The sequence below is a fragment of the Cellulomonas chengniuliangii genome (assembly GCF_024508335.1).
GTDB classification, from domain to species: Bacteria; Actinomycetota; Actinomycetes; order Actinomycetales; family Cellulomonadaceae; genus Cellulomonas_A; species Cellulomonas_A chengniuliangii.
Genome location: NZ_CP101988.1, coordinates 1,589,300 through 1,614,900 on the forward strand (window position 1 = coordinate 1,589,300; position 25,601 = coordinate 1,614,900).

A 25,601-nucleotide genomic window follows, 5' to 3' on the forward strand; every position below is an offset into this window, starting at 1 on the left:
CCCCGATGGCGCCGCGGGGCACACGCAACGGGGCCGTCTCGACGAGACGGCCCCGTTGTCGTGCGCGTCGCAGGGTCAGCCCTTGAGCTCCAGGCGCACCAGCACTGTCGCCGGCGCGTCCTGGGTGGCGCCCTCGATCAGCAGCCGGACCCACGTGCCGAACCGGGCCATCTCGACGTCGACCAGGTCACGGTCGGCCCGGAGCGTCACCTGGTCGCCGCGGTCGAGCCAGTCGATGCCGTCCGGCGAGACCTGCGGCTGGATGGTCAGCTCGGGGTGGGGCCCCTCGGCGCGGACGAAGAACAGCGCCTCGGACGCCCAGGCGGCCTCGTAGGGGTGGGTGCCGAACGCGGCAGTGAGGACTGCTCGGCGCTCGACGAGCGTGGTGGCAGAAGTCAGCATCGTCCGTCTCCTCTCAGGCGTTGGGCTCGCGCCCCGTCGAATACACGACGGAGTCGAGATACAGGAAGACGCGACGATCGGTGTCGGTCTCGATGAAGAACACAGGGTTGATGAGGCCGGTGATGCCGTCGTACGGCAGCGACGGCGTCGTCGGCAGGCCCCGCAGGTCGAACGTGCGGCCCATGCTCTGGAACTCGACGTACTCCCGCGTCTCGAGGTCGACGAGCATCCGCATGTACAACCAGTTGAGCTTGTCGGGGCTCTCGTTGTAGACCAGCTTCTGGTCGCCGTCGGGGATCCACTGGAACCCGTCTGCCGAGCCGTCCGGGTAGCGCTCGCCGCACCAGATGGCGTCGATGCCGGGGGACTCCCAGCCCTCGGGGCTGCCGGTCCACTGCTCGCGGGTGATGTCCTCGGAGGTGTGGAAGTACTGCCACCGCTTGACCTTCGTCCCGTTGACCGAGTTCACGTAGCGGACGCCCGGCTGCCAGCGGCAGGTCTCGTCCTGCACGTCGAACCACATCCCGAACGCGCGGATGTCCTCCTCGCCGGTGCCCCAGCGGTCCTGCTCGGGCGTGTAGGAGTACCACGCCTCGAGCTGGAGGTACCGGTGGTCGTCGTCGAGCCGCGAGAGCCGCTTGATCACGGTGCTCATGCTCCCGTTGACCGGGGGCTGCTCGTACGGCCCAGCCTTCGGGCGGGTGGCGAGCTTGAGCGAGTAGTTGCCCTCCATCGACCCGTGCCCGGCTGCGAACCGCATCGGGGCGGCGCTGATCATCGACGGCCCCCAGGAGCCCAGATCGAGCTGCGAGGGCTGGGACTGGAACCCTTCGCGGACGAAGTTCGGCGTCAGGTCGAGCCAGCCGTTGAAGCCGAGGTCGAAGTCGTCGTGGACCAGGACCTTCTCCAGCGGCCTGAACTTCTCGAGGCCGCGTTCATGGACGATGAGCGCCATCGCTCGTGTCTCCATCCGTCTCGGTAAATGGATTTACTTGTCAAACTACAGAGCGGCCGACAACAGTGTCAACTGCCGAGCCGTGGGCTCGGGGGAGCGGAGACGGCATGGCATCGACGCAGGACAAGGGCGGGCTCGGCGAGGTGCGCCGTCCTGCCCGGATCCGGGACGTGGCGGCCCGCGCGGGGGTCTCGCCGGGTCTCGTGTCGCGCCTTCTGAACAACGACCCGACCCTCACCGTGCGGCCGGAGACGCGCGCGCAGGTGATGGACGCGGTCCGTGAGCTCGACTACGTGGCGAGCTCGGCGGCGGCATCGCTTCGGCGCAACCGGGCCGACGCGCTCGGGCTCGTGCTCGACCGCGTCACCAACCCCGTCTTCGCCGACGTCGTCCACGGCGCGGAGGAGGCGGCCACCGAGATCGGTTGCGGGCTGCTCATCCTCGACGCCGAGGAGATCGCCCGCGACACGGCGTTCCTCACCGAGGTCGTCAAGTCACGCCGAGTGGACGGGCTCCTCCTCCAGGGCGGGTACGGCCCGGACGCCGGGCTCCTCGCCCGGTACTCGGCCGAGATCCCCAGCGTCATCGTCAACAGCCCGGGGAACGACGTCGCCTCCGGTGTGAGCCTTGAGGACGAGGCGGCGACGAGGCTCGCCACCAGCCACCTGATCGAGCTCGGCCACCGGGACGTCGCCTTCGTCGCCGGCGCGCCGGGCGCCGCGTCCGACACCCGCCTGCGTGGGTTCAGGGCGGCGCTCCGGGACGCCGGGCTGGAGGCGCGACCGGACAGGATCCTCGGGGGCGGGTGGCAGGCGGAGGACGGCCTCCAGGCCGTCAGGGCGTCGGACCCGTCCACGAGCCCGGTGACCGCCTACGTCGCCGCGTCGTCGGTCGTCGCGCTCGGCGTCGTGTCCGCGCTCGCCGAGGCGCAGGTCCGGGTGCCCGAGGACGTGTCGGTCGTCGGGATCCACGACCCGTGGTTCGCCCCGTACCTGGCCCCGGCGCTGACCACCGTCGCACTGCCGCTCTTCGAGCTCGGGCGGCAGTCGGTGCTCCAGCTGATGGAGCACCTCCAGTCGGGGAAGCCCTCCGAGACCGTCATCACGGATCCTGCGCCGCGACTCGTCGTGCGCGGCTCGACGCGTCCTCCGCGGTCCTTCCGGGCGTGATCGGCCGAGCCTTCCGGCTCGTCGACAGACGCGACCCGAGGCTCGCACGGGCGAGGCCCGGACCATCGGGTCCGGGCCTCGGGGGCGTGACAGCGTCGCGTCAGACGGCCATGCCCGCCTGGAACCCGGTGTGCACGGCCTCCGCGACCTTCGCCGGCTGGACCGCGTCGCCGACGACGTGCAGCTCCGCCACCGTGCCGGCCAGCGCGTCCGCCAGGGCCGTGTTCGCGCGCACCCCGAACGCGGTGATCACCGTGTCCGTCTCGATGCGCTCGTCACCGTCAGGCCCCTTGACCTGCACGGCGCCGGGCTCGACGGCCGTGACCACGTGCCCGGTGAGGAGGCGCACCCCGTGCTCGCCGAGCTGGCGCAGCAGCGCGACACGGTTGTGCATCACCATCGTGGGCGCGATCGCGTCGGCCATCTCGACCACGGTGACCTCGTGGCCGTCCTTCGCGAGCTCGAGCGCGGAGTCCACCCCGGACAGCCCGCCGCCGCACACCACCACGCGGGGGCCCACCAGGGCTCCGCGGTGGAACGCGAGGACGTCCACGACGCCGGGCGCGGTGATCCCGGGCACATCGGGCACGATCGGCGTCGATCCGCTGCCGACCACGACGGCGTCGGCGCCCAGCAGCTCGGGGGAGTCCGGCCCGACCTCGTGGTCGAGGTGGACGCGCACCCCCAAGTCGGCGAGCTCGCCGCCCCACCAGTCGATCATCCGGTGCAGCTCGCGCTTGAAATCGGGTGTAGCGGCGGGCTCGAGCACACCGCCGATGGCGCCCGTGCGCTCGTACAGGTCGACGTCGTGCCCGCGCGACGCGGCGACCCGGGCGGCCTCGAGCCCGGCCGGCCCGGCACCCACGACCGCGACCCGACGGCGCGTCGGCGCCTGCAGCAGCACCCGGTCGGCCTCGTGCCCGGCCTGCGGGTTCACCGCGCACTCGAGGCCGCAGCCGCGCACCACGTTGCCGATGCACATCTCGTTGCAGCGGATGCACGGCCGCACCGAGGCGGCGCGACCGGCGCGCACCTTCGCGGGCAGGTCGGGATCGGCGATGAGCATGCGGCCGAAGCCGATGAAGTCGGCGATCCCGTCCTGCAGCGCCCGCTCGCCCAGCTCGGGGGTGAGGTTCCCGCACACCGCGACCGGGATGTCGAGCGAGGGCTTCACGGCGGCCGCGTCGGGCAGGTACACGCCGTCGCCCATGTAGTAGGACGGGAACGACCAGTCGACCGCCTCGTACGAGCCGGAGTCCACCAGCAGCACGTCGAGCCCGGCCGCCTGCAGGATCAGCGCCATCTGCCGCGACTCGTCGGCCTCGCGGCCGCCGGGGAAGTGGTGTCTGACGGTGATGCGCATCGACAGGGGGAAGTCGGCGCCCGCCTCCTCGCGCACGATCCGCAGCATGTCCGTGGGGAACCGCATCCGGTTCTCCAGGCTGCCGCCGTACTCGTCGGTGCGGCGGTTCCACGTCGAGGACATGAACTGGTCGGTGAGGTACCCGGTGTGCGCGTGCAGGTCGATCGCGTCGAAGCCGCAGTCGAGCGTGCGGCGCACAGCGGCGCGGAACTGCTCGAGGATCTCCCCGATCTGCTCCAGGCTCAGCTCGCGGCAACGCCGCGCGGGGTCCGCGAGGATCGTGTTGTCGGACGCCGAGTAGGCGGGCCCCCCGTCGGGCGCCACGGGCATGACGCGGCCGAGGCCCGGCGTGAGGTTGGCCGCGATCAACGCTCCGGCGGCGTGCACCTGGGCGACCGCGTCGCGGAGCGGGGCGACTTGATGGTCGGCCGAGATCGAGATGACCGAGGGGTTCGCGATCTCTGAGACGGTCTGCGTCTGGATGGACTCGGTGATGAGCAGGCCGACCCCACCCCGGGCGCGCGCCATCCAGTAGGCCAGGCCCACATCGGAGATCGTCCCATCGGGGTGGGTGGTGTGCGTGCCCATCGGCGGCATGAACATGCGGTTCGGCAGCTCGAGAGAGCCCCAACGTGCCGGCTCGAGGAGCCGCGGGAAGTCAGACATCGTGTGCGCCTTCGCGGACGGGGATGTGATGCCGCTCATCGTGCTCGGCGAACGCCCAGGCCAGGCCGGACCTTCGTCCGTGCAGGCCGCCTGCGGCGCTCCGCACGCTCGTCTCGGCACGCTCGACGGGCGGCCCCCTCGCAGCCGATGACGTGCCCCCGCTCGAGGGCGCCGTCCGCGCCGAGGGTGATCGCGACCCGAGCGTGGTCCGCGAGCACGGCGCCGACGGCCGCCGGGTCGCCGTCCTCGAGACCGGCGAAGACGGCTCAGGGCGCAGCCAGGGAGCGGCGCTCCCACGATGACCGGTCCGCGGCGCCCCTGGAAGCCCGTCGGCGACGGCGGGCCGAGGACCCTCGCGGAGGTCGATGGCCACGATCAGCGCGAGCGCAGTCACCGGGCGCTGCCGGGGCCTCGCCCGACCTGGTAGCGCAGGTGCAGCACGTCGCCCCACCGCTCGGACTCCAGGAGGCGCAGCGGGACCGGAGGGCCGGGTGGCACGAGGCGCCTCCCGCTGCGCAGCAGGAGCGGCGCCACGAACAGGTCCAGCTCGTCGAGCTGCCCGGCGGCGATCAGGGCGTGCACCAGGCTGACCGAGCCCCACACCAGGCAGCGGCCGCCGGGGCCGCCACGACGCGCCCGGACGTGCTCGACAGCGTCTGGGGCCACCGCGGCGCTCGCGAAGCCGCCCCATGGCGCGGTGGTCAGAGAGCGGGACGCGACGGTCTTGGGCACGGAGTTCACCCGGGGCGCGATCGCGTCCCGTGCCTCAGGCCAGTACCCCGCGAACGACTCGTACGTCGTCCTGCCGAGGAGCACCTCGTCGACGGTGTCGAGCAGGCGGTCGTTCCACCGCTGGCTGGCGTCGTCCGCCTCGGCGCTCACCGCCGCGAAGACGTCCGCCTCGCCACCGGCTCCCGCGGCGAGCCCGTCGAGCGAGACCCACTCCTGGGCGATCACCCGGAAGGGTGCTCCGCGGTCTGTGTCCATCAGGGCCTCCTCCGGGAGGACCGGCGAGGGAGCGGGGCGCCCCCGGCCTGTGTGGCGGGCGACCTAGGGCGATGTGGTCGACGCGCCGGTCGATCTGCCTCACGGCCTCCACCGGGGTGTCGTGGTCCGCGCCGAGCAGCGACGCGAGGACCTGTGTCTGCGCCAGGTGGTCGCCGGCCCGCTCGGGCTCCCACTCGGTGGCCGCCACGAGCACGTCGAAGGACTGCTGGCCGCCGTCGCGGGTCCGAGCCTGGAGGGCCACCGGCGCCACCTGTCCGTGCCGGGCTGGGAGGGTGTGGCCCAGCACTCCTGGAGGCCGAGCACGTCGGGCTGCGCCTCCTCCAGCACCGCCAGGATCGCCCGCTCCCGAGCCCGCCAGTCAGGCTCGAACCGCCACAGGACATTCCAGGTCATGAGGCGCGTGCGTCGGGCCTCAGGGTGGCGCACCGTCGCCTCCTCACCGGTCGAGAGCCGCCGCCTCGCGGCGGGAACCATCGTGGCGCGGTTCCGGCGCCTGCGCCACAGCGTGCGCGACGCAGGCGCCACGACCGCCACGCCGACGCCCGGACCGCCAACGCCGACGTCCGACCGCTAGGCCGGTGAGCGTGGCGCGGCCTTGGGCCACACGGTGTAGCTGATCGCCCACAGCAGGTCGATGACGACGACCAAGCCCAGGACGCGCGAGAAGCCGGTCAGCGCGTCGAGGTTCCCGGCGTCGCCGGCGACCAGGTCGACGAGCCGCAGGATGCCGGTCGCGATCCCGAACGCGACCAGCGTGCGGACGACGTCCTTCCAGGACTCGACCGCGTACTGGCGCCCGTAGAGCCGCACCGGGGCCGGCCCGCCGGCGTAGCGATGGGCGAACCGCGTGTCCGCCCATCTGATCATCTTGTGCCCGTACGCGACCGAGACCCCGATGTACGCGGCGGCGAGCCCGTGGGCCACGGTGGCGGTCGCCCCACGCGCCAGGTCGACGGTGGTCGCGACGAGCAGGACCAGGTCGACGACGGGGGTGAGGGCGAGCAGGACCAGCCCTGCCCTGGGCCGGCGCCAGGTGTACCGGGCCAGCAGGCCCAGGACGATCAGCACCCAGAACCCGATCTCGCAGGCGATGATCAGGGCGAGGAGCACGGTGTGCCTCCGATTCTGGACGTCGCGCCCTCGGTCCGATCGGGCTCTCGCGGTAGGGGGATCGTCGCCCAGCCTCGCCCGTCCCGTCCACCGGTGTCCAGGCGTCGGGATCGCCTCGCCCCGGCTGGTCGCGCCTCGCATGGCCGAGCCCAGCCCGGTGGCCCGGGCTGGGCTGGTGGCAAGGTGCAGGGCTGCGGCCCTGGTTCAGCCGGCGTCCCTCCGAGCGCTGGCCAGGGCCCAGGTGATGAGGCCGCTGATGGCGCCGATCGCCGCGCCGGTGACCGTGCCGCTCACCATGGCCGCGAAGCGGGGGATGAAGGTCGAGCCGCCGACGACCGGAAGGTCGCCCTGGAACGCCGAGTCCCAGAGCAGCTGGTGGGTGACCACCATCATCAGGCCGCTCATGATCCCGATCGTCAGGACCGTCAGGAACGGGTGCGGCGAGCGGGCGCGGATGGTCACGAAGACCCAGGCCGCGATGGGGAGGAGGGCCAGAGGCCAGTTGACCAGGGCGAACCCGCCGTCGATCAGGTGGAGGTCGTGGAGGACGACCCGGGGGAGGACCAGGGCGGCGAGGCCGGCCATGGCGAGCAGCGGGATGCCGAAGTACCGCTGCGAGGAGCGCGTGGGGTTCTGGGTTGCGATGTCTGGAGTCATGCCACCGACGCTAAGAAGGGCGAGCCCTGGGCCGCGTCGGCGGGGAGCGTCGCTTGACGTCGCCTTGAGCCGACACGCGACGTCAACATACGACGTCGCCACGCGGCTACCGTGCCAGGCCTGACCGGTGCGCGATGACGGCGAGCTCGGTGCGGTCCCGGGCTCCGAGCTTGGCGAGGATGCGGCTGACGTACGTGCGGGAGGTCGCCGGGCTGAGGAACAGGCGCGCGGCGATCTCGTCGTTCGTGTCGCCGTGGGCCACCCGGACCAGGACGTCGACCTCGCGCTCGCTGAGCAGGGCGAGGCGGGGATCGGGCGCGGGCGCCGGAGGGCTTGCCGCGACGATGTCCAGGAGCTTGCCCGTGATGCCCGGGGACAGGATCTTCTCCCCGTCTGCCGCCCGGTGGACGGCGTCCCGCAGGCGCGCCGCGGGGGTGTCCTTCATGAGGTAGCCGACGGCCCCCGCCTGGATGGCCGCCACGACCTCGTCGTCGTCGTCGAACGTCGTGAGGACGACGACGCGGGTCCCGTCCAGGCGATCGTCGGCGCGGATGGCGCGGGTGGCCTCGATCCCGTCCATCACCGGCATCCGGAGGTCCATGAGCACGACGTCAGGGCGGCTGCGCACGACGCTGTCGACCCCCCGGCGGCCGTCGGCGGCCTCGGCGACCACCCTGATGCCGTCGTCGTTGGCCAGCAGGGCGCGCAGGCCCGCCCGGACGAGGTCCTGGTCGTCGACCAGCACGACGGAGATCACCGCTCCTCCCACGGCAGCGAGGCCTCGACCTCGAAGCCCGAGGCCGTGCGCCGCGCGCGCAGGACGCCGCCGAGGCTCTCCACGCGCTCGCGCATGCCCACCAGGCCGAGCCCCCTCGTGTCGGGGGCCCTGTGCTCCCGGTCCCGGACGGCCACGGGCGCGTCGGCGTGGGCGCCCCCGTCATCGGCGACGAGCACCCGGACGGCGCCGTCGGCGGCGTCCACCCGCACTTGCGCGGTCGTCGCCGACGAATGGCGCACGATGTTGGTGATGGCCTCCTGCACGACGCGGAGCACGGTCGTCTCGACCGACGCGGGCAGGGCGCCCGCCACGTTGGTGGCGACGCGCACCTCGACCCCGGCGGCCCGGGCGGGCTCGACCGCGGCCCCCAGGGAGTCCAGGCCCAGGGCGTGGCGGGGCGGTGGCTCGCCCCGTCGGAGCCCGGCCACGGTGCGCCGCAGGTCCGACATCGTCTCGGTGGCGGTGGTCCGGACGACCTCCAGCGCGCGCGTGGCGTCACCGCGCGAACCGGCCTCCCGCGCGACCTCCGCGTGGAGCGAGATCACGGCGAGCGCGTGCCCGATCGAGTCGTGCAGGTCGCGGGACATCTCCAGCCGTTCCGCGGCGATGAGCGCCTCCGCCTCCCGGCGGTACCGCTCGGCGGTGAGGGCGGCGATCTCGGCCGACTGGCGCTGCACCTCTCGCCGGGCGCGGATGCCGTCGCCGAGCGCGACCGCCGCGGCCAGGACGAGGACGTTCTGGGTCAGGTCGTAGCCGAGCACGAGCGCCGGGTCCTGCCCCGCGGAGAGGCGGTACGCGACGGACACCAGCACGACGAGCGCCGAGCCGCCGATCGCGGCGCCGAGGCGGCTCGCCTCCGCCGCGGAGAACACCGCCGCGGCGACAGGGGCCGCCACGCCGATCGGGGTGAACCCGGCGGCGTAGTAGGCGATGAACCCGAGCACGGTGAGCACCACCACGAGCCGGGGGTGGGAGCGCCGGATGAACATCAGCGCGCCCAACCCGACCGCCCACAGGTACGCCCAGCCGTCCGGGTGGGAGTCGTCGACGTCGGCGAAGATGAGCAGCGCGAGGATGAGCGCCACGCCCGTCGCGAGCAGCGCGTCGTACAGCACCCAGGGGGCTGACGCGGGCGCGGCGCCCGCTGGACGACCGGCCACGCGGTGCGCCGTCATGGGCCCATCGTATGAAGATCACGCGCCGCCGGCTGGTCCGTGGCGGAGCTGTCGCCGGGAGGCGACGACGCGGTCGCGCCCAGGCGACAGAGCGGTCAGCCGCTAGTCGTCGTGCCCGCCGTCGCGGGGTCGCCCGCCGTCGCCGGGTCGACCGCGGGCGCCGGGGGGAACCGCCGTGCCAGGTCTGCCTGGATCTCGAGGTGGCGCACCAAGAAGGCGCGCTCGTCCAGTCGCTTGCGCCGCAACCAGCCGGTCACCTCGTCGTTGCACTTGCTGGCGTTGCACGAGCGGCACGCCGGCGCGATGTTGTCGAGGGTGTAGCGCCCGCCACGAGAGATCGGCAGCACGCAGTCGCGCTGGAGGGGTGCGCCGCTCGCCCCGCAGTAGGCGCAGCCGCCCCAGGCGGACTGGAGCGCGGCCCACTGCTCGTCGGTGAGGTCGTGCTCCACGGCCAGCATCCGACGGGCCCGCTTGCGTGCGGCCCTCGCCTTGCGACTTCGAGCGACGGCCATGCGGCCAGGCTAGGCGCTCGCGGGCCGCGGGCCGCGCACGCCGTGCCGTCGCGCGTCGCGGACGGCGCCGGCGATCCCGCGCGGGCGGGACCGCCGGACTGCCGTCGCGGGCGCGGTCAGGCCGTGGCGGCCTGCGCCTCGATCTCCAGGCAGGCCTGGATGGTCGCGACGATCGCGGCAGGCACGTCGGCGTCGGCATAGCGCAGCACCGGCTGCGAGAGGGCGGGGTCCGACACCGCGTCACGGGCGTTGAACTGCGTGGAGTCGCTGATGTGGATCCCGTGCTCCTTGCCCGCGGCGGCCGCGGCGGCGTCATGCTGCGCGGCCACCGGCAGCATCACCTCGAGCGGCACGACGCCGACCTCGTCGGGGTCGCGGCCGATCAGCTCGCAGATCGTGCGGTGGAACTCGACGTGCGTCAGGTTGTAGCCGTTGATGGGGTACCGCCCGCCGTGCTCCCCGTGCTCGATGGCGCCCACGGCGGCCTGGGCCACCTGGTCGACGGTGACCGACGACGTGGACCCGGCGCCGACGCCCACGAACCCGGGCTGCGCACGGATCAGGTCGATGAACATCTGCCACAGCGGGGCGCGGCCCGGCATCGTGCCGAAGATGTAGGGCAGCCGCAGCGACATGACGTCCATCGCGCCGTCGCCCTCCAGGTAGGCGACCTCCTCCTGCGCGAGGCGCGTGCGGGGGTACCCGTTGCGGGTCCGGTAGCCGAGGTCGGGCCACCGCTCGGCGAACTCCGCCGTGTAGGAGTTGAACAGCACGAACTTCTTCACCCCGGCGGCACGCGCCAGCCGCGCCACCCGCTGGACCGGCCGCACGTTCGCCTCGTAGAAGAAGTGTGCGGCCGGGGCGTCGGGGATGACGCGCTCGTCGGCGCCCGCCGCGTAGACGACGGCGTGACGGCCCGCGAGCATCGCGCCCAGCTCGTCGTCCGAGAGCTCGCCGACGTCCGCCAGGACGTTCTCGACCTCGGCGGGGAACAAATCCTCCACCGGCATCGGCGGCAGGGCCAGCGACGTCACCGCGTAACCCCGGCGCAGCAGCTCGAGCGTCGTGTGGTAGCCCAGGAGGCCTGTGCCTCCGATGACGAGGACCGAGTCCATGGTGTGGCTCCTTCAGTGCGTCGGCGCCCCCGGCGCCGCGACGGCCCACGCCGTCCTCACCAGTCTGTTCGGGCCCGCGTCCCCCACACGGAGGGCCTAGGTCCCGGCCGGACGGGGCCCTAGGTCCCGCGAACCGGCTCCCGGACGAGAGCCCACATGGTCGACGTCAGGCCGGGCCCGGGGGCTCGGCAACGGGGTCCGCCAACGCGCCCTTGCGGGCGTGGGGATACAGCGGCGCCCGCCCCTGGAAGTCCAAGATCGCTCCGTTCACCACAGAGCCGTCCCGCACCTCGATGGCCCGGCTGATCGTCCCATCGGCGTCCCACGCCTCGGGTCCGGCCATGACCGTCGGCAGGAAGGGCAGAAGCGCCTCGCTGATCTCCCAGGTGGCCGACGCCCACAGGTACGACGGGCTGTGGTCGACGCCGTAGTAGCGCACCCGGTCGCCGACCTCGAACACCGGCGCCGCGAACGAGGTCGCCCTGGCCCAGGTGAAGCCCATGCCCTCGTCGCACGAGACGTCCACCACCAGGCTGCCCGGCCGGAACCCGGCGAGGTCCGCCTCGCTCAAGTACGTCAGAGGCGCGGCTGGGTCCTGAAGGGTGCAGTTGACGACGATGTCGAAGGTCGCGAGGAACGGCGCGAGCGGCAGGCGCCCTGCCTCGGTGATGACGTGGCTCACGAACGGGGCGACCTCGTCATGGTCGAGCTGGGAGATGCGCGCCGAGTGGATCGGGGAGCCGACGGCCGCGACGCCCCGATGGGTGAGGACATGGACGTCATGCACGCCATGCGCGTTGAGGGCCGTCACCGCGCCCCGTGCCGTCGCGCCGAAGCCGATCACCACCGCGCGCAGGCGTCGCCCGTAGTCGCCCGTGGCGCCGCTCAACTCGAGAGCGTGAAGCACCGAGCAGTACCCCGCCAGCTCGTTGTTCTTGTGGAACACATGCAGGCCGAAACCCCCGCTGGGAGTCCAGTGGTTCATGGCCTCGAAGGCGATCAACGTGAGCCGTCGGTCGACGGCGAGCTGGGTCAGCGCTGCGTCCTGCACGCAGTGCGGCCATCCCCACAGCACCTGGCCGTCGCGCAGGTCGGCGAGGTCGGCGGCTTGGGGCTTCGGCAGCAGCACCACGTCCGAGCGCTCGAGCAGCTCGGCCCGTGAGCAGACCCCACCCACCAGCGCGCGCAGGCCGTCATCGGTGGCGCCGAACGCCGCGCCGTAGCCGTGCTCCAGGACCATCCGCTCTCGGAGGCCCGGGTCGATCCGCTCGAGGTGCTCAGGGTGGATCGGGAGCCGGCGTTCGTCCTGCTTGCGGGACGCGGCCGGCATTCCGAGGTGGATAGCGCCGGACCTGACGGTCATCGTGGCTCCCTCGTGCGGGCCGAGCGGCCCGCACCACGACAGTACGGCGCCCGCCCCTCGGCCCTCCGCCACGCACCCGGACAGGCGCCGATCGCGCGTGCCACGCGCCACGAGTCAGGACGTGGGTCCCGGTGGCGGGCACGGGGCGCGCGACATGCTGAGAACTGGAGCGAAGGAGCGCCATGACCATCCTCGTCGCCTACGCCACCACGTACGGCGCCACCGGCGGCATCGCCGAGCACATCGCCCGTGAGCTGACCGCAGCGGGGCACGACGCCGAGGCTCGCCCGGCCGCCGCCGTGAAGGACGTGTCCGGGTGCTCGGCCGTCGTGGTCGGCGGCGCCGTCTTCGCCGGCCGCTGGCACCGCGACGCCCGCGCGTTCGTCCGGCGCCACCACGACGCCCTCCGCGCCCGCCCCGTGTGGCTGTTCAGCAGCGGCCCGCTCGGAACAGCGACGCACGACAAGGACGGCAACGACCTCGTGGAGGCCTCCCGCCCGCTCGACCTGGCGAAGCACGAGCAGCTGACCGGCGCTCGCGGTTCGACGGTGTTCTTCGGCGCGCTCGACCCGTCCCGCCTCAACCGGGCCGGGCGGCTGATGATGCGGGTCCCCGCCGCGCGCGAGGTCATGATCGAGGGGGACTTCCGGGACTGGCCCGCGATCGGGGCCTGGGCCCGCTCGATCGCCGACGAGCTCGCGCCCGCGTCGTGAGCCGTGCGCGGCGCGGCGCCACCGGGCGGGCTCCCAGGCTGGTCCTGGCGCCCGGTCGATACGATCGGAGCGGCCGGGGACGTCCTGGCCGGGAGACGAAGGTGGTGGCGCACCGATGAAGGTCGCGCGCTTGCACGGGGTCGGCGACGTCCGGCTCGCCGAGGAGCCAGACCCCACCCCCGCTGCGGGGGAGAGCCTCGTACGGGTCACCGCCGTGGGGCTGTGCGGGTCCGACCTGCACTGGTTCACGGACGGCGGCATCGGGGACGCGGGGCTCACCAACCCGCTGGTGCTGGGCCACGAGATGGCCGGGGTCATCGTCGGCGGACCGCGGGACGGCCAGCGGGTCGCCGTGGACCCCGCGAACCCGTGCGGGGTGTGCGAGCAGTGCCTCGAGGGCAACCGCAACCTGTGCCCCACGGTGCGCTTCGCCGGGCACGGCAGCACCGACGGAGGGCTGCGCGAGCTCATGGCCTGGCCCAGTCACCTGCTGCACCCGGCGCCGGACACGCTGTCCGCCGCGGACATCGCGGTGCTCGAGCCGCTGGGCGTCGCGCTGCACGCCATGGACCTCGGCAAGCCGCGGCTCGGCGCGACGATCGTGGTCGTGGGGTGCGGGCCCATCGGGCTGTGCCTGGTCCAGCTCGCCCGCGCGGCGGGGGCTGCGCGGGTGGTCGCGGTCGAGCCGCTGGCCCACCGCCGCGACGCCGCCCGCTCGCTCGGGGCCGACGAGGCGCTCGACCCCCTGGACCCCGAGATCGGGTCGCTGCTCGACGCGGCGACCAGCGGCAGGGGCGCTGACCTCGTCGTCGAGGCCGCGGGCACGGACGCGGCCGTCGACCTGGCGATGCGGGCGGCGCGCCCGGGGACGCGCGTCGTGCTCGCGGGCATCCCGTCCGAGGACGCGACGACCTTCCCGGCCTCGGTCGCGCGCCGTAAGGGGCTGACGATCATGATGTCGCGCCGCATGAAGGAGATGTACCCCCGCGCGATCGGGCTGGTGGGGCGAGGCCTCGTGGACGTGGCGTCGCTGGTCAGCCACACGTTCCCGCTGGCCGAGGCGGCCGAGGCGTTCCGTGTCGCCGACGCGCGCACCGGGCTGAAGGTCGTCGTCGAGCCGGCCGGCGTCGAGGGCGGCGCATGACCGACCAGCTCGTCGTCGCGGTCGACTGCTCCACCACCGCGGCCAAGGCCGTGGTCGTGACGGCCGATGGCCGGGTGGTCGCCGCCGCCTCGCGCCCGCTCCAGACGGACCAGCCCCACACGTCCTGGCACGAGCAGGACGCGACGCAGTGGTGGACGGCCACCCGGGACGCCGTCGCGGCGGCGGTGGCGTCGCTCGACCACCCGGACCGCGTGGCCGCGGTCTGCCTGACGCACCAGCGTGAGTCGTTCACCTGCCTGGGCCCGGACGACGTCCCGCTGAGGCCCGCCATCCTGTGGCTCGACGCCCGGGCGCACGCCGAGATCGCCGAGCACGGCTCAGCCCGGGTGCACGAGCTCTCCGGGAAGCCGGGGGACACCACCCCGGCGATCTACAAGCTCGCCTGGCTGGCCCGGCACGAGCCCGAGGTGCTGCGGAACGCCTCCCGTGTGGGAGACGTCCAGGCCTACCTCAGCCTTCGCCTGACAGGGCGGTGGGCCACCAGCCCGGCCTCTGCCGACACCCTGGGACTCCTCGATCTGCCGCGCCGGGCGTGGTCCGCGGAGCTGCTCGACATCGCGGGGGTCCGCGCCGACCAGCTTCCGGAGCTCGTGCCCGCGGGGGAGCCGCTCGGGACGCTGCTGCCCGAGGCAGCACGGGCGCTCGGCCTGAGCGGCCCGGTGCCGCTGGTCTCGGGCATCGGCGACGGGCAGGCTGCGGGCCTCGCGCTCGGGGCGACCGCGCCGGGCGTCGCCTACCTCAACCTCGGCACGTCGATGGTGCTCGGGGTCTCGTCTGGCGCCTACCGGTGGGATCCGGCGTTCCGCACCCTCGCCGGGATCGGGCCCCACGACTACACGCTCGAGACCGTGCTCAACGCGGCCGCCTACGTGGCCACGTGGTGCCGGGAGCAGTTCGCCACGGAGGCCGACCTCGAGCAGCAGGCCGCGGCGCTGCCTCCGGGCGCCGACGGCCTGCTGACCCTCCCGTACTGGAACGCCGCGCAGACGCCCTACTGGGACCCCTTGGCGCGGGGCGCGGTGATCGGCTGGCACGGCCGGCACACCCCCGCCCACCTGTACAGGTCGATCCTCGAGGGGGTCGCCTTCGAGCTGCGATTGCACCTCGAACGGCTCGAGGCCGCGACCGGCTCGGACGTCGAGCAAGTCCGGGCGGTGGGCGGCGGCGCGCGCAGCCCGCTGTGGGTGCGCATCGTCAGCGACGTGACGCAACGACCGGTGCGCGTCTGCGCGGCCGGCGAGGCGAGCGCCGCGGGGGCGGCAGCGCTCGCCTGGTCCCACCTGACGGGCACGAGCCCGCAGCAGGCGGCGGCCGCCGCGGCCGGCCCGCTGCTCGACGGCCACGACGTCCACCCCGACCCGTCGACCGCCGCCCGCTACGACGCGCTGCACGCCGTCCACCAGCGGATGTACCCCCAGCTCCGCGACGTGTACGCGGCACTGGCCGACGCGCGATCGGTCCCCTGGGGATGACCGGCCGAGGGCCACGGGAACGCCGTCCAGGGAGCCCGCACGGCGGTTCGATGGGCACAGAGGGCAGGTATCCCACGCTGACTGGGTACGGTAGGGCGATACATCTCAGCTCGCCGAGTCGAGTTGAGCCCACTTCGTAGGCCAGGTCTGAGCACGACACGACACATGGGTGGCGACGCACGAGCCAGAACGCCGCGTGCACCATCTGCACCTCGCGGGCGCTCCTCGTGCCGACGCACCCATGGACCTGGCCGGTCTCAGCGGCAACGCTTCGCGCCGCCACGACCGCACTTGGCACGTCCGGGGCCGCTCGTCGTCGCGGCTCCACCTCGACCTGATAGATCCGAGGGCGAACGCCCTCCTGCTCTGGAGTCACTACATGCAATCTGCACACAGCAAGAAGCTGCCCGCGCCCCCGGCCGTCCCGCGCGGCGCGCTGCGCATCACGCCGCTCGGCGGCGTCGGCGAGGTCGGCCGCAACATGACCACCTTCGAGTTCGGCGGCAAGATCCTCGTCCTCGACTGCGGGGTCCTGTTCCCGGAGGAGACGCAGCCGGGGATCGACGTGATCCTCCCCGACTTCTCCTCGCTCCGGCACCGCCTCAAGGACATCGTCGGCATCGTGCTGACGCACGGCCACGAGGACCACATCGGCGGGGTCCCGTACCTGCTGCGGGAACGGCCCGACATCCCCGTCATCGGCTCCGAGCTCACGTTGGCGTTCATCAACGCGAAGCTGCAGGAGCACAAGATCCGCGCCAACACGGTGCGCGTCGAGGCGGGTGACACGCACGAGGCCAAGCCGTTCGGCCTGGAGTTCATCGCGGTCAACCACTCCATCCCGGACGGGCTCGCCGTCGTGATCCGGACGCCTGCCGGCGTGGTGATGGCCACCGGCGACTTCAAGATGGACCAGTTCCCGCTCGACGGCCGCCTGACCGACCTGCGGGCGTTCGGCCGCCTCGGTGAGGAGGGCCTCGACCTGGTCCTGACTGACTCGACGAACGCCGAGGTGCCCGGGTTCATGATGTCCGAGCGCGACCTCGCGCCGGCCATCGACAACGTGTTCGCGACGGCGCCCAAGCGCATCATCGTCTCGAGCTTCGCGAGCCACGTGCACCGCATCCAGCAGGTGCTCGACGCGTCCCACCATGCGGGCCGCAAGGTCGCCTTCGTCGGCCGGTCGATGGTCCGCAACATGGGCATCGCCAGCGAGCTCGGCTACCTGAACATCCCGCGAGGGCTGGTGGTGGACTTCAAGAAGCTCAGCTCCATGCCGGACGACAAGGTCACGCTGGTCTGCACCGGGTCGCAGGGCGAGCCGATGGCCGCGCTGTCCCGCATGGCCAACGGCGAGCACCAGATCCGCCTCAACGCAGGCGACACCGTGCTGCTCGCGAGCTCGCTGATCCCCGGCAACGAGAACGCCATCTACGGGATCATCAACAAGCTCACCGACCTGGGCGCCAACGTGGTCCACAAGGGCAACGCGAAGGTCCACGTCTCCGGCCACGCCAGCGCCGGCGAGCTCGTGTACTGCTACAACATTCTCAAGCCGAAGAACGTGGTGCCCTACCACGGCGAGTCGAAGCACCTGCACGCCAACGGCGAGCTGGCGGTCCGCACCGGCGTCGACCCCGAGCGCGTCATCATCGCGCGCGACGGGTCCACGATCGACCTCATCAAGGGCAAGGCGACGCTGTCCGGGCAGGTCCAGGCGGACCTGGTCTACGTGGACGGCGACACCGTCGGCCGCGCCACCGAGGACACCCTCAAGGAGCGCCGCCGCCTCAGCGACGGCGGCCTCGTCACCGTGCTGGCCATTGTGGACCCCTCCACCAACACGCTCGCGGAGCCGTTGGAGTACGTCACCCGCGGGTTCGTCCACGATGAGATCCACCTGGAGAACGCCTCGGCCGAGGTCGAGCGGGCGCTGGCCAAGGCCGCCGCGCAGGGCATCGACGACCTCGAGAAGGTCGAGCACGTCATCGCGGGAGCCGTGTCCAACTACCTCAAGCGCAAGTCGCGTCGCGAGCCGGTCGTCGTGGCCATCGCCGTCGACGCGTAGCGCGCGCCTCGCGGCTCCCGGAGCGGAGCACGAGGCCCAGCGAGCGGCCCGCCCACACCGTGGGCGGGCCGCTCGTCGTTCAGGCCCGGATGTCGAACTGCCGCAGCCGCTTGCGGTCCCGCGTGGACGACGACGCCTGCAGGGCCAGGAGCTGGGCGTAGATGCCCCCCGAGGCCGCGAGCTCGTCGGGCGTCCCGATCTCGTCCACGCGCCCGTCCTTGAGGGTGACGATCCGGTCCACCGCGGAGATCGTCGACAGCCGGTGCGCGATGATCAGGGTCGTGCGGTCGGCCATGAGGCGTTCGAGCCCTTCCTGGACCAGGCGCTCCGAGCGGGAGTCGAGCGAGCTCGTGGCCTCGTCCAGCACCAGCACGGGGGCGTCCTTGAGCATGGCGCGCGCCACCGCGATTCGCTGCTTCTGGCCTCCGGAGAGCTTGACGCCGCGCTCGCCGATGGGGGAGTCGTAACCGAGCGGGAGCCTGCTGACGAACTCGTGGGCGTTCGCGGAGCGGGCCGCGGCGGCGACGTCCTCGTCGGTGGCCTCCGGGCTGCCGTAGGCGATGTTCTCGCGGATGGTGCCAGAGAACAGTGACGGGTCCTGGAAGACGACGCCGATGCCGGACCTCAGCTCCTCCAGGGGGAGGGCCGTGATGTCGGCGCCGTCAATGCGGATCGCGCCCGAGCTGGGCTCGTACAGGCGCATGAGCAGGCTGACGAGCGTCGTCTTGCCGCCGCCGCTCTCGCCGACGAAGGCGATGTGCTCGCCCGGCAGGATGGAGAACGTGAGGTCGTGCAGCACGTCGGCGCCTCCGGCGTAGCCGAAGCTGACCTGCTCGAGCTCGATGCCAGCCGGCCCACGGCGCCGCCCGGGGCCTTCGGCCGGGAGCGCGGGGAGCGTCTCGGCCTCGGAGAGCTCGTCCATCGCGCGGAAGTAGTCACGGCTGCCCGCCACCGCCCGTTGGGCCGAGTCGACCATGTAGCTCATCGAGAACACCGGCTGGCGGGCCATGGTCACCAGCTGGATGAGCAGCACCATCACCCCGATGGTGAACTCGCCCCGCGCCGTCTGCACGAAGAGGATCGCGAAGATGCCGAAGAACAGCACGTTGAGCGCGGCGCGCCGGGCCGCGTCCATGCCGTGCCAGTAGCGGGACTGCGTCTGGGTCGTCTCGACGGTGCTGTCGTAGCGGCGGGTGAACGCGGCGAGCTCCCGGCGCTCCTGGACGAAGCTCTTCACCACGCGGATCTGCGCGATGACCTCCGCGAAGCGGCCGCCGGCGATGTCGAGCTCGCGGTTCTTCTGCGTCTCGAGCGCCTGCCAGCGGGTGCTCGTCTTGGTGGTGAGCCACATGAAGATCGGGTAGATCGCCGCGAGCAGCAGCGCCATGGGCAGGGAGTAGAAGCCGGTCACGGCGAGCACCGCCACGACGGTGAGCAGCATCTGGAAGAAGGAGTTGGCGAACATGTTGAGGAAGCCCGTGACCTCGGTGATCGAGCGCGAGAGCCGGTTGATCACGGCGCCGGTCAGCTCGTCGTCGAAGTAGCGCTGCGGCAGCGACAGCAGCTTGGCGAAGTACCGGGCGGACAGCGTGGCCCGCAGCCGAGCGGCCATCGTGTCGCCGAGGTACCCGCCGATGTTGCTCAGCAGGGTGTTCGCGAGGTCAGCCGCGAGCAAAGCGGCCGCCAGCCAGACCACCGTGGCCACGCCGGACGCCTCGCCCTGGGTGGCGGCGACGACATAGTCGGTCGCCGCCTTGATGATGAACGGGGTCAGCAGGCCCGTGGCGGTGACCGCCACCGAGCACAAGATGATCCCGACGTAGTGGCGCCACAGCTCCTGGGTGGAGCTGAGGACGCGGATGATGCTGCGCACGCTGGCCTTGCCTCCATGTCGCGGATGCGGGATGCGGGATGCGGGGACCAGGCATTCTGCGCCGTCATGCTGGCGAACGACGACTCGCGGCCGGCGCGCCCGTCCGCGACAGGACGAGGAGCGGGGCGCCCCGTCCGATCCTCCGTGATCGCCCGGGCCCGCTCTCGGGTCCTCAGGTCGTGAATTCACAGGCGACCGTATTTGGTCCGCCATTTCGAATGGGTCGCGAATTGAAGGCCCGCCGGATTCATGAGAATGACACCCGGGATATTGATGTCAATGACTGGAAAGCGGACTGTGTTACAATGGGCGCGCAATGCGGCCCGTCTCCACGACGAAGATCTGCGCACAGCGGGGACTTTCTTGAGCGAGTGTCCGCTGGTAACAGGCGCATGCGCGTCGCATTCTCGCGGCGCAGATTCCTTCGAGAGGGGACTCCTCCACCATGAGCCACACCCTGGCCGCAACGAGCGTCGAACCGCCGCCGCCCGCCGAGGCGCCCCACGCGGAGGCCGACGACACGGACGAGCCCGGGCGGCAGGTCGGGGCCCAGTCGCGGGAGTACGTGCTGTCCGCCGAGGCGGACGACGACCCGGACCCCGTGGTCATGACGGCCGGCGCGTCCGCGGACCCGGTGAAGGACTACCTGCGCCTGATCGGCCGGGTCAAGCTGCTCGACGCCGAGCAGGAGGTCGACCTCGGCGGACGGATCGAGGCAGGGCTGTACGCGACCCACCTCCTGGAGCACCCCGAGATCCCGACCCGCGCGACGCGGCGCGAGCTGCAGCGTCTCGCGCTGGACGGCGCACGGTCCAAGAACCACCTCCTGGAGGCGAACCTGCGCCTCGTGGTGTCCATCGCCAAGCGGTACACCGGCCGTGGAATGCCCTTCCTCGACCTCATCCAAGAGGGGAACAGCGGCCTGATCCGCGCGGTCGAGAAGTTCGACCACACCAAGGGCTTCAAGTTCTCCACCTACGCGACGTGGTGGATCCGGCAGTCGATCACGCGGGCGATGGCCGACCAGTCCCGCACCATCCGCATCCCCGTGCACATGGTCGAGCTGATCAACAAGCTCACGCGCTGGCAGAAGCAGATGACCCAGGAGCACGGGCAGGCGCCGACCACCGAGGAGACCGCCGCGGAGTTCGACCTCACGCCCGAGAAGGTCGAGGCGGCTCTCAAGCACGCCCGCGACCCCATCTCCTTGCAGGCGCCCCTGGGCGAGGCCGGCGACTCCGAGTTCGGCGACCTTCTCGAGGACTCCGAGGCGCTGGCGCCCTCCGAGGTCGTGCAGTTCGGGCTGCTCCGCGACCAGCTGCGCTCGATCCTCGACAGCCTGTCGGAGCGCGAGGCAGGGGTGGTGTCGCTGCGCTACGGGCTGGCGGACGGCCGCGTCCGCACCCTCGAGGAGATCGGCGAGGTGTACGGGGTGACCCGGGAGCGGATCCGGCAGATCGAGGCCAAGACCATGTCGAAGTTGCGCCACCCGTCGCGGTCGCAGTCCCTGCGCGACTACCTGGACTGATCGGGGCGCGGGCGCCGGCGAGACGCCGCCCTCCGGTGGTGGGCGGCCGGAGGCCGCGATAGGAAGTCATGCATGACCGATCAGACGACGCCCCAGGACCCGACCAGCCAGTACCCGCAGCCCGGGCAGCCGGCCGAGAAGATCGAGCATCCCGGCCGCACCTCCGACATGGCGCAGAAGCCCGACCACGGCGAGGACACCTACCGGGGGTCCGGTCGTCTCGAGGGACGACGCGCGCTGATCACCGGCGGCGACTCCGGGATCGGCCGGGCGGTGGCGATCGCGTTCGCCCGCGAGGGCGCCGACGTCGCGATCTCCTACCTGCCGGAGGAGGAGCCCGACGCGCAGGAGACGGTGCGCCTCATCGAGGCCGCCGGGCGCCGTGCGCTGGCGGTCCCCGGCGACATCCGCGACGAGGCCCACTGCGTCGACCTGGTGGAGCACGTGGCCCGGGAGTTCGCCGGCCTGGACATCCTCGTCAACAACGCCGCCTACCAGATGTCGCAGGCGGGCGGCCTGCGGGACATCACCACCGAGCAGCTCGACCGGGTGCTCAAGACGAACCTCTACGCGATGTTCTGGATCACCCGCGCGGCTCTTCCCCACCTGGGCGCCGGCGCCTCGATCATCAACACCACGTCGATCCAGGCGTACGACCCGAGCCCGCAGCTGCTCGACTACGCGACCACCAAGGCGGGCATCCTCAACTTCACGCGCGGGCTCTCCCAGCAGCTCGCGGAGGAGGGCATCCGGGTCAACCTCCCCGAGCGTGGCCGTCTCCGACCTTCGCAGTCCCAGCCCGTCCACATGGGCCGCGGCGCCCCGGAGGTCCGGCACGCGCAGGCTCAGGCTGCAGCCGGGCTCCGCCGGGGTGATCTCGTCCTTCTCGACGAGTTGCAGCGTGGTGCTGGGCGTCAGCACGAACACCGACGTGCCGTCGTCCGGCTCCACCGGCTCCAGGTCGAGCAGGCGCTGGTACCAGAGGGTGGAGGTGGGCAGGTCGGTGACCACGACCCGCACGATCACCTCGACAAGCTCCACAGCGCTCCGTCCGCTCGGCACGGCGGGCTCACGGGGACCGCTCGATCCGCAGGGCCCGCACCCCTCGCAGGTCGAGCCAGGCGTCGTGGTCGGACGTGACCCAGCGGAGCAGCACGTGGTCGCACCCGGGGCAGCGCAGCACGAGCCCGGGACCCCGCCCGTAGAGCCGCGCCTGCGCCATCCGGCAGGCGCGGCCGCACGCGACGCACACCCCCTCGGCGGCGCTGACGTCGACGGCGAACACCTCGGCGAGCGCGCCTGCAGCGGCGTTCCCGTCGGTGTGGGCGGGCTCGATCGACGACGTGGTCATGAGCGTCCTCCGGTGGGTCCGAATCGTTCCGCCCGGATGCGGCCGGGGTCGTGCCCCGCGTCGACGAGCAGGGCCGCCGCGGTCTCCACGAACCCCGTGGGGCCGCAGACGTAGCAGGTGGGCGACTCCGAGGCGGCGAACGCGGCATCCTGCACGACGTGGGGGTCGATGCGGCGGGGCAGGGCGCCGTTCTCGCTGCCCCGGGTGTAGACCCACGTCACGTCGACGCCGTCGGGCTGGCGCCCCTGCTGCGCGAGCTCGCGCGCGTACAGCCGGGATGCCGGGTCGCGCACCGAGCAGAGCAGGCGCATTGGCGCCGGGCTATCCGCCTGGGCCCTGGCCCGCACCATGGACATCAGCGGCGCGAGCCCGACCCCGCCGGCGATGAGCTGCACCGGTCCGGGCTCCTCCGGGCGCCACACGAACCAGCCGCCCAGCGGCCCTCGCACCTCCACCTGGTCACCCTCGGCCATCGGCCCCGCGAGGTAGCCCGAGACCTCGCCGCCGGGCACCCGTGCCACGGCCAGTTCCAGCCGCCGGGGCGTCGGGGCGCTCGCGATCGAGTAGGACCGGGTGGAGGTGTACCCGTCGGGGGCCGTGAGGCGCACGTCCACGTGCTGGCCCGGCACGTGCCCGTCCCAGCCGTCCACGTCGAGGGTCACCCGGCGTGTGGTCGGCGTCTCCTCCGCGAGGTCGCTGACGGTCGCCTCGAGCCAGGTCAGTCGCCCCAGTACCGCTGCTCCCGCCATGGGTCCCCCTCGTTGTGATAACCGGCCGTCTCCCAGAACCCGGGCTCGTCGCCCACGGTGAGCGTGAGGCCGCGCAGCCACTTGGCGCTCTTCCACAGGTAGAGGTGGGGCACCAGGAGTCGCGCGGGGCCGCCGTGCTCGGGCGGGAGGGGCTCGCCGTCGTAGGCGTGGACCACCCACGCCTGGCCGTCCAGTAGGTCATCGAGGGGGAGGTTGGTGGTGTATCCGCCGTAGGAGTGGGCGACGACGTGCTCGGCCGCCGTCTCCACGTCGGCCAGGAGCACGTCGACCGCCACGCCGCGCCACGCGGTGCCGAGCTTGGACCACCGGGTCACGCAGTGCAGGTCGACCACGATGTCCTGCTGGGGGAGGGCCTGGAACGCCTGCCAGTCCCACGCGACCTGGGCGCCGGTCTCGTCGGCGACCGTCAGCGTCCAGTCCTTCTCGCTGACGGCGGGAGTCGGCCCTGCGGACAGCACGGGGAAATCCCGCGTGAGGTACTGGCCCGGAGGCAGGTCCGGGGCGAGCTCGCGAGCCTGGCCGGTGAAGCCTCGGGAGATCGGCGCCATGTCGGTGTCCTGCCTGCAGAGGGGCCGGACGTCCCTGGCCGCCGAGAAGTCACGCGGCGGGCGAGATGTCCCTGTCTATCCCGATTCTGCGGCCGTCGGGCGAGGCCGACAAGGGCTAGGCGCCCCAGCGGTCGGCGTCGGCCACCTGGAGCGTGGCCCAAGGACTGATCTGGCCCGGTGTCTGGGCCAGGCGGCGGAACTCCTCGAACGTCGCCCACCGGTGCTCCTCCACCTCCGTGGGATCGGGCGTGACCTGGGCTCCGACCGGGACGACCGCGGCGTACACCGGGCAGATCTCGTTCTCCACGACGCCGTTGTCCATCACGGCCCGGTAGCGGAACTCCGGGATGACGGGACGCAGATCGTCGACATGGGTGATGCCGAGCTCGTCGCGCAGCCGCCGGGCGATGGCGTCCTCGATCGACTCCCCGGGAGCCGGGTGGCCGCAGCAGCTGTTGGTCCACACCCCGGGGAACGTCGGCTTGTCGACGGCCCGGCGCGTCATCAGCAGCAGCCCGTCCGTGTCGAAGACGTAGCACGAGAAGGCCAGGTGCAAAGGCGTGGAGTCGGTGTGCACCGTGGCCTTGGGCGCCGAGCCGATCGGCTGGCCCGCCTCGTCGAGCAGCACCACGAGCTCGGGCTCCGAAGGCGCGGGGGAGGGGCGGTCGACGCTGGTCACCATGCCCCGACCATGCCACGGGAACGTGGGAGGTGTCGCGTCCGCCCGCCCGGCGCGCTCTGGCCGCCCTGCCCCGGTGGCGTCCGCGCCTCCCCGGTGCTCGCGCTCCGGCGTCGGGCGGTGCAGCATGCCGGGTATGGAGCCGTGCGGCCGCCGACCCGCCTCCCGGGTGGCCGCCGCCCTCGCGCTGGTGGGTCTCGCCGCCGGGCTGGCGGCATGCGAGGGGCCGTCATCCCCGCCGCCGGCCGCGGCCTCGCCGTCGGCGTCCCCGTCGCAGGGCGTGGACGCCACGCCCGTGCCGCTGCCGCCCGGGGTCTCCGTGGAGGTCGGCCAGGCGCGCGTGGAGTGGGGCGACCGGATCGTGCGGGTGGTCGTGGCCAACGAGTCCGCGGTCGACGTCGTCGTGGCGGCCGCGCAGATCACCGGTCCGCGGTGGGCGACGCCCGCGCGCTCGCTGGGCTCGGCGACCGCGGCGCCAGGCGGGTCCGCGACCGTGCGGCTGCTGCTCGGCGCCCCCCGGTGCGAGCAGCCGGAAGAAGCCGACGTCCTCACCCTCGAGCTCGACGACAGCGCCAGCCCGGGGTCGGCTCCGCGGGCGGTGCTGGCCCACGGCATCGACGCCTCGGCCGATCCTGACGACGTGCTCACGCGCCGGTGGGCCGAGGAGTGCGCAGCGGAGGCGGTGGCCACAGGGGCCCGGCTCTCCTGGTCGCCCAGGCTCGAGGTCGTCGAGGTCGTCGAGGTCGTCGAGGGCGTGGAGGGCGCCCGGGCGCGCCTGACGCTGTGGCTAGACCCGGTGCCAGGAGGGCCCCTCGTCGAGGTCCAGGCGATCGACGGCACCACGCTGCTCTCACCCGTCGGTGGGCCGCAGTGGGCTCTGGGCCTGTCCAGCGCGGCCGGCGGGCCCGTCGCGGCGACGCTCGAGGCGACACCCGCCCGGTGCGACCCGCACGCCGTGGCCGAGGACAAGCGCGGCGCGCAGATGCCGGTGCGCGCCACGGTCGACGGGGTGGCGCAGCCGGTGTTCTACCTGCCGTTGCCCGAGGCCGCCCGTGAGGCGCTCCACGCGTTCCTCGGGCAGGCGTGCGGGTGGCCGGCCGGCTGACCCGCGGGCCGAGCCCGGCGCGCGGCGTGCCGGGCTCCCCGTCGGGCGGGGCAGAC

Annotated in this window: 26 protein-coding genes; 9 read left to right on the top strand and 17 right to left on the bottom strand. The window is 72.8% G+C overall.

What is annotated here, in order from left to right; translation table 11 throughout:
* Positions 1-75: 75 nt before the first annotated feature.
* Positions 76-402, bottom strand: coding sequence for a DUF6385 domain-containing protein (locus NP064_RS07340; RefSeq protein ID WP_227568974.1), 327 nt, complete (start codon positions 400-402; stop codon positions 76-78).
* 13 nt (positions 403-415) lie between these two features.
* Positions 416-1,357 (bottom strand): DUF6772 family protein, encoded by a 942-nt coding sequence (locus tag NP064_RS07345; RefSeq protein WP_227568975.1) that lies wholly within the window; start codon positions 1,355-1,357, stop codon positions 416-418.
* A 107-nt stretch (positions 1,358-1,464) separates the two neighbouring features.
* On the opposite strand from NP064_RS07345, the gene NP064_RS07350 reads away from it, so the two are divergent.
* Positions 1,465-2,526 carry a LacI family DNA-binding transcriptional regulator gene (locus NP064_RS07350; protein ID WP_227568976.1) on the top strand — a complete coding sequence of 354 codons (1,062 nt, stop codon included), beginning with the start codon at positions 1,465-1,467 and terminating at the stop codon, positions 2,524-2,526.
* Positions 2,527-2,626: 100 nt separating this feature from the next.
* Here NP064_RS07350 and NP064_RS07355 read toward each other — a convergent pair whose 3' ends face one another.
* Positions 2,627-4,555 (bottom strand): oxidoreductase, encoded by a 1,929-nt coding sequence (locus tag NP064_RS07355; RefSeq protein WP_227568977.1) that lies wholly within the window; start codon positions 4,553-4,555, stop codon positions 2,627-2,629.
* Positions 4,556-4,707: 152 nt separating this feature from the next.
* On the opposite strand from NP064_RS07355, the gene NP064_RS07360 reads away from it, so the two are divergent.
* Entirely contained in the window at positions 4,708-4,857 is a 150-nt protein-coding gene (locus tag NP064_RS07360; RefSeq protein WP_227568978.1) for a hypothetical protein, read from the top strand.
* A gap of 88 nt (positions 4,858-4,945) precedes the next feature.
* On the opposite strand, the gene NP064_RS07365 is transcribed toward NP064_RS07360, so the two are convergent.
* The 9 genes from NP064_RS07365 to NP064_RS07400 form a co-directional block, all read right to left on the bottom strand.
* On the bottom strand, positions 4,946-5,542 hold the full coding sequence (locus NP064_RS07365; protein WP_227568979.1) for a dihydrofolate reductase family protein: 597 nt from the start codon (positions 5,540-5,542) through the stop codon (positions 4,946-4,948).
* 99 nt (positions 5,543-5,641) lie between these two features.
* Positions 5,642-6,037, bottom strand: coding sequence for an endonuclease/exonuclease/phosphatase family protein (locus tag NP064_RS16750; RefSeq protein ID WP_372456362.1), 396 nt, complete (start codon positions 6,035-6,037; stop codon positions 5,642-5,644).
* A gap of 96 nt (positions 6,038-6,133) precedes the next feature.
* A complete protein-coding gene (locus NP064_RS07370) occupies positions 6,134-6,673 on the bottom strand; it encodes a hypothetical protein (protein ID WP_227568980.1) in 540 nt (179 codons plus the stop codon).
* A 204-nt stretch (positions 6,674-6,877) separates the two neighbouring features.
* Entirely contained in the window at positions 6,878-7,330 is a 453-nt protein-coding gene (locus NP064_RS07375) for a hypothetical protein (protein WP_227568981.1), read from the bottom strand.
* A 106-nt stretch (positions 7,331-7,436) separates the two neighbouring features.
* Positions 7,437-8,087, bottom strand: coding sequence for a response regulator (locus NP064_RS07380; protein ID WP_227568982.1), 651 nt, complete (start codon positions 8,085-8,087; stop codon positions 7,437-7,439).
* Positions 8,084-9,283, bottom strand: a complete 1,200-nt coding sequence (locus tag NP064_RS07385) for a sensor histidine kinase (RefSeq protein WP_227568983.1) — start codon at positions 9,281-9,283, stop codon at positions 8,084-8,086. Before NP064_RS07385 ends, NP064_RS07380 begins: the two co-directional genes overlap by 4 nt.
* A gap of 95 nt (positions 9,284-9,378) precedes the next feature.
* Entirely contained in the window at positions 9,379-9,795 is a 417-nt protein-coding gene (locus tag NP064_RS07390; RefSeq protein ID WP_227568984.1) for an HNH endonuclease, read from the bottom strand.
* Positions 9,796-9,911: 116 nt separating this feature from the next.
* Positions 9,912-10,910 carry an NAD-dependent epimerase/dehydratase family protein gene (locus NP064_RS07395; RefSeq protein WP_227568985.1) on the bottom strand — a complete coding sequence of 333 codons (999 nt, stop codon included), beginning with the start codon at positions 10,908-10,910 and terminating at the stop codon, positions 9,912-9,914.
* Between the two features lie 166 nt (positions 10,911-11,076).
* Positions 11,077-12,273 (bottom strand): N(5)-(carboxyethyl)ornithine synthase, encoded by a 1,197-nt coding sequence (locus tag NP064_RS07400; RefSeq protein ID WP_227568986.1) that lies wholly within the window; start codon positions 12,271-12,273, stop codon positions 11,077-11,079.
* A gap of 182 nt (positions 12,274-12,455) precedes the next feature.
* On the opposite strand from NP064_RS07400, the gene NP064_RS07405 reads away from it, so the two are divergent.
* From NP064_RS07405 to NP064_RS07420, 4 genes are all read left to right on the top strand, one after another.
* Entirely contained in the window at positions 12,456-12,986 is a 531-nt protein-coding gene (locus tag NP064_RS07405) for a flavodoxin domain-containing protein (RefSeq protein ID WP_227568987.1), read from the top strand.
* A 115-nt stretch (positions 12,987-13,101) separates the two neighbouring features.
* Complete coding sequence (locus NP064_RS07410; RefSeq protein ID WP_227568988.1) at positions 13,102-14,130, top strand: zinc-dependent alcohol dehydrogenase; 1,029 nt, start codon at positions 13,102-13,104, stop codon at positions 14,128-14,130.
* Complete coding sequence (locus NP064_RS07415) at positions 14,127-15,623, top strand: xylulokinase (RefSeq protein ID WP_227568989.1); 1,497 nt, start codon at positions 14,127-14,129, stop codon at positions 15,621-15,623. The genes NP064_RS07410 and NP064_RS07415 overlap by 4 nt, the downstream gene beginning before the upstream one ends.
* A gap of 379 nt (positions 15,624-16,002) precedes the next feature.
* Positions 16,003-17,691, top strand: a complete 1,689-nt coding sequence (locus NP064_RS07420) for a ribonuclease J (RefSeq protein WP_227568990.1) — start codon at positions 16,003-16,005, stop codon at positions 17,689-17,691.
* Between the two features lie 79 nt (positions 17,692-17,770).
* Here NP064_RS07420 and NP064_RS07425 read toward each other — a convergent pair whose 3' ends face one another.
* On the bottom strand, positions 17,771-19,564 hold the full coding sequence (locus NP064_RS07425; RefSeq protein ID WP_227568991.1) for an ABC transporter ATP-binding protein: 1,794 nt from the start codon (positions 19,562-19,564) through the stop codon (positions 17,771-17,773).
* A 445-nt stretch (positions 19,565-20,009) separates the two neighbouring features.
* Here NP064_RS07425 and NP064_RS07430 point away from each other — a divergent pair, with 445 nt between their 5' ends.
* The gene (locus NP064_RS07430) at positions 20,010-21,092 is read left to right on the top strand and encodes an RNA polymerase sigma factor (protein ID WP_227568992.1); all 1,083 of its coding nucleotides are present in this window, start codon (positions 20,010-20,012) and stop codon (positions 21,090-21,092) included.
* Between the two features lie 72 nt (positions 21,093-21,164).
* Positions 21,165-22,232: an SDR family NAD(P)-dependent oxidoreductase gene (locus NP064_RS07435; RefSeq protein ID WP_227568993.1), complete on the top strand. Its 1,068-nt coding sequence runs from the start codon at positions 21,165-21,167 to the stop codon at positions 22,230-22,232.
* On the opposite strand, the gene NP064_RS07440 is transcribed toward NP064_RS07435, so the two are convergent.
* The 4 genes from NP064_RS07440 to idi form a co-directional block, all read right to left on the bottom strand.
* Positions 22,162-22,443: a DUF6510 family protein gene (locus NP064_RS07440; RefSeq protein WP_227568994.1), complete on the bottom strand. Its 282-nt coding sequence runs from the start codon at positions 22,441-22,443 to the stop codon at positions 22,162-22,164. The two genes, NP064_RS07435 and NP064_RS07440, sit on opposite strands and share 71 nt — an antisense overlap.
* Positions 22,440-23,192, bottom strand: coding sequence for a ferredoxin reductase (locus tag NP064_RS07445; RefSeq protein WP_227568995.1), 753 nt, complete (start codon positions 23,190-23,192; stop codon positions 22,440-22,442). Before NP064_RS07445 ends, NP064_RS07440 begins: the two co-directional genes overlap by 4 nt.
* Entirely contained in the window at positions 23,162-23,761 is a 600-nt protein-coding gene (locus NP064_RS07450) for a sulfite oxidase-like oxidoreductase (protein WP_227568996.1), read from the bottom strand. The genes NP064_RS07445 and NP064_RS07450 overlap by 31 nt, the downstream gene beginning before the upstream one ends.
* Positions 23,762-23,876: 115 nt before the next feature.
* Positions 23,877-24,443, bottom strand: coding sequence for an isopentenyl-diphosphate Delta-isomerase (idi, locus tag NP064_RS07455; RefSeq protein WP_227568997.1), 567 nt, complete (start codon positions 24,441-24,443; stop codon positions 23,877-23,879).
* A gap of 133 nt (positions 24,444-24,576) precedes the next feature.
* On the opposite strand from idi, the gene NP064_RS07460 reads away from it, so the two are divergent.
* Positions 24,577-25,545, top strand: a complete 969-nt coding sequence (locus tag NP064_RS07460; RefSeq protein WP_227568998.1) for a hypothetical protein — start codon at positions 24,577-24,579, stop codon at positions 25,543-25,545.
* The last annotated feature ends 56 nt before the right edge of the window (positions 25,546-25,601 follow it).

Excerpts from the sequence above, each read along its gene's own strand:
- NP064_RS07420 (WP_227568990.1), top strand. The coding sequence starts at position 16,003 with ATGCAATCTGCACACAGCAAGAAGCTGCCCGCGCCCCCGGCCGTCCCG.
- NP064_RS16750 (WP_372456362.1), bottom strand. The coding sequence starts at position 6,037 with ATGGTTCCCGCCGCGAGGCGGCGGCTCTCGACCGGTGAGGAGGCGACG.
- NP064_RS07415 (WP_227568989.1), top strand. The coding sequence starts at position 14,127 with ATGACCGACCAGCTCGTCGTCGCGGTCGACTGCTCCACCACCGCGGCC.
- NP064_RS07395 (WP_227568985.1), bottom strand. The coding sequence starts at position 10,910 with ATGGACTCGGTCCTCGTCATCGGAGGCACAGGCCTCCTGGGCTACCAC.
- idi (WP_227568997.1), bottom strand. The coding sequence starts at position 24,443 with ATGGTGACCAGCGTCGACCGCCCCTCCCCCGCGCCTTCGGAGCCCGAG.
- NP064_RS07355 (WP_227568977.1), bottom strand. The coding sequence starts at position 4,555 with ATGTCTGACTTCCCGCGGCTCCTCGAGCCGGCACGTTGGGGCTCTCTC.
- NP064_RS07445 (WP_227568995.1), bottom strand. The coding sequence starts at position 23,192 with ATGGCGGGAGCAGCGGTACTGGGGCGACTGACCTGGCTCGAGGCGACC.
- NP064_RS07450 (WP_227568996.1), bottom strand. The coding sequence starts at position 23,761 with ATGGCGCCGATCTCCCGAGGCTTCACCGGCCAGGCTCGCGAGCTCGCC.
- NP064_RS07430 (WP_227568992.1), top strand. The coding sequence starts at position 20,010 with ATGAGCCACACCCTGGCCGCAACGAGCGTCGAACCGCCGCCGCCCGCC.
- NP064_RS07410 (WP_227568988.1), top strand. The coding sequence starts at position 13,102 with ATGAAGGTCGCGCGCTTGCACGGGGTCGGCGACGTCCGGCTCGCCGAG.
- NP064_RS07345 (WP_227568975.1), bottom strand. The coding sequence starts at position 1,357 with ATGGCGCTCATCGTCCATGAACGCGGCCTCGAGAAGTTCAGGCCGCTG.
- NP064_RS07435 (WP_227568993.1), top strand. The coding sequence starts at position 21,165 with ATGACCGATCAGACGACGCCCCAGGACCCGACCAGCCAGTACCCGCAG.
- NP064_RS07375 (WP_227568981.1), bottom strand. The coding sequence starts at position 7,330 with ATGACTCCAGACATCGCAACCCAGAACCCCACGCGCTCCTCGCAGCGG.
- NP064_RS07405 (WP_227568987.1), top strand. The coding sequence starts at position 12,456 with ATGACCATCCTCGTCGCCTACGCCACCACGTACGGCGCCACCGGCGGC.
- NP064_RS07365 (WP_227568979.1), bottom strand. The coding sequence starts at position 5,542 with ATGGACACAGACCGCGGAGCACCCTTCCGGGTGATCGCCCAGGAGTGG.
- NP064_RS07440 (WP_227568994.1), bottom strand. The coding sequence starts at position 22,443 with ATGACCACGTCGTCGATCGAGCCCGCCCACACCGACGGGAACGCCGCT.
- NP064_RS07350 (WP_227568976.1), top strand. The coding sequence starts at position 1,465 with ATGGCATCGACGCAGGACAAGGGCGGGCTCGGCGAGGTGCGCCGTCCT.
- NP064_RS07390 (WP_227568984.1), bottom strand. The coding sequence starts at position 9,795 with ATGGCCGTCGCTCGAAGTCGCAAGGCGAGGGCCGCACGCAAGCGGGCC.
- NP064_RS07340 (WP_227568974.1), bottom strand. The coding sequence starts at position 402 with ATGCTGACTTCTGCCACCACGCTCGTCGAGCGCCGAGCAGTCCTCACT.
- NP064_RS07385 (WP_227568983.1), bottom strand. The coding sequence starts at position 9,283 with ATGACGGCGCACCGCGTGGCCGGTCGTCCAGCGGGCGCCGCGCCCGCG.
- NP064_RS07460 (WP_227568998.1), top strand. The coding sequence starts at position 24,577 with ATGGAGCCGTGCGGCCGCCGACCCGCCTCCCGGGTGGCCGCCGCCCTC.
- NP064_RS07400 (WP_227568986.1), bottom strand. The coding sequence starts at position 12,273 with ATGACCGTCAGGTCCGGCGCTATCCACCTCGGAATGCCGGCCGCGTCC.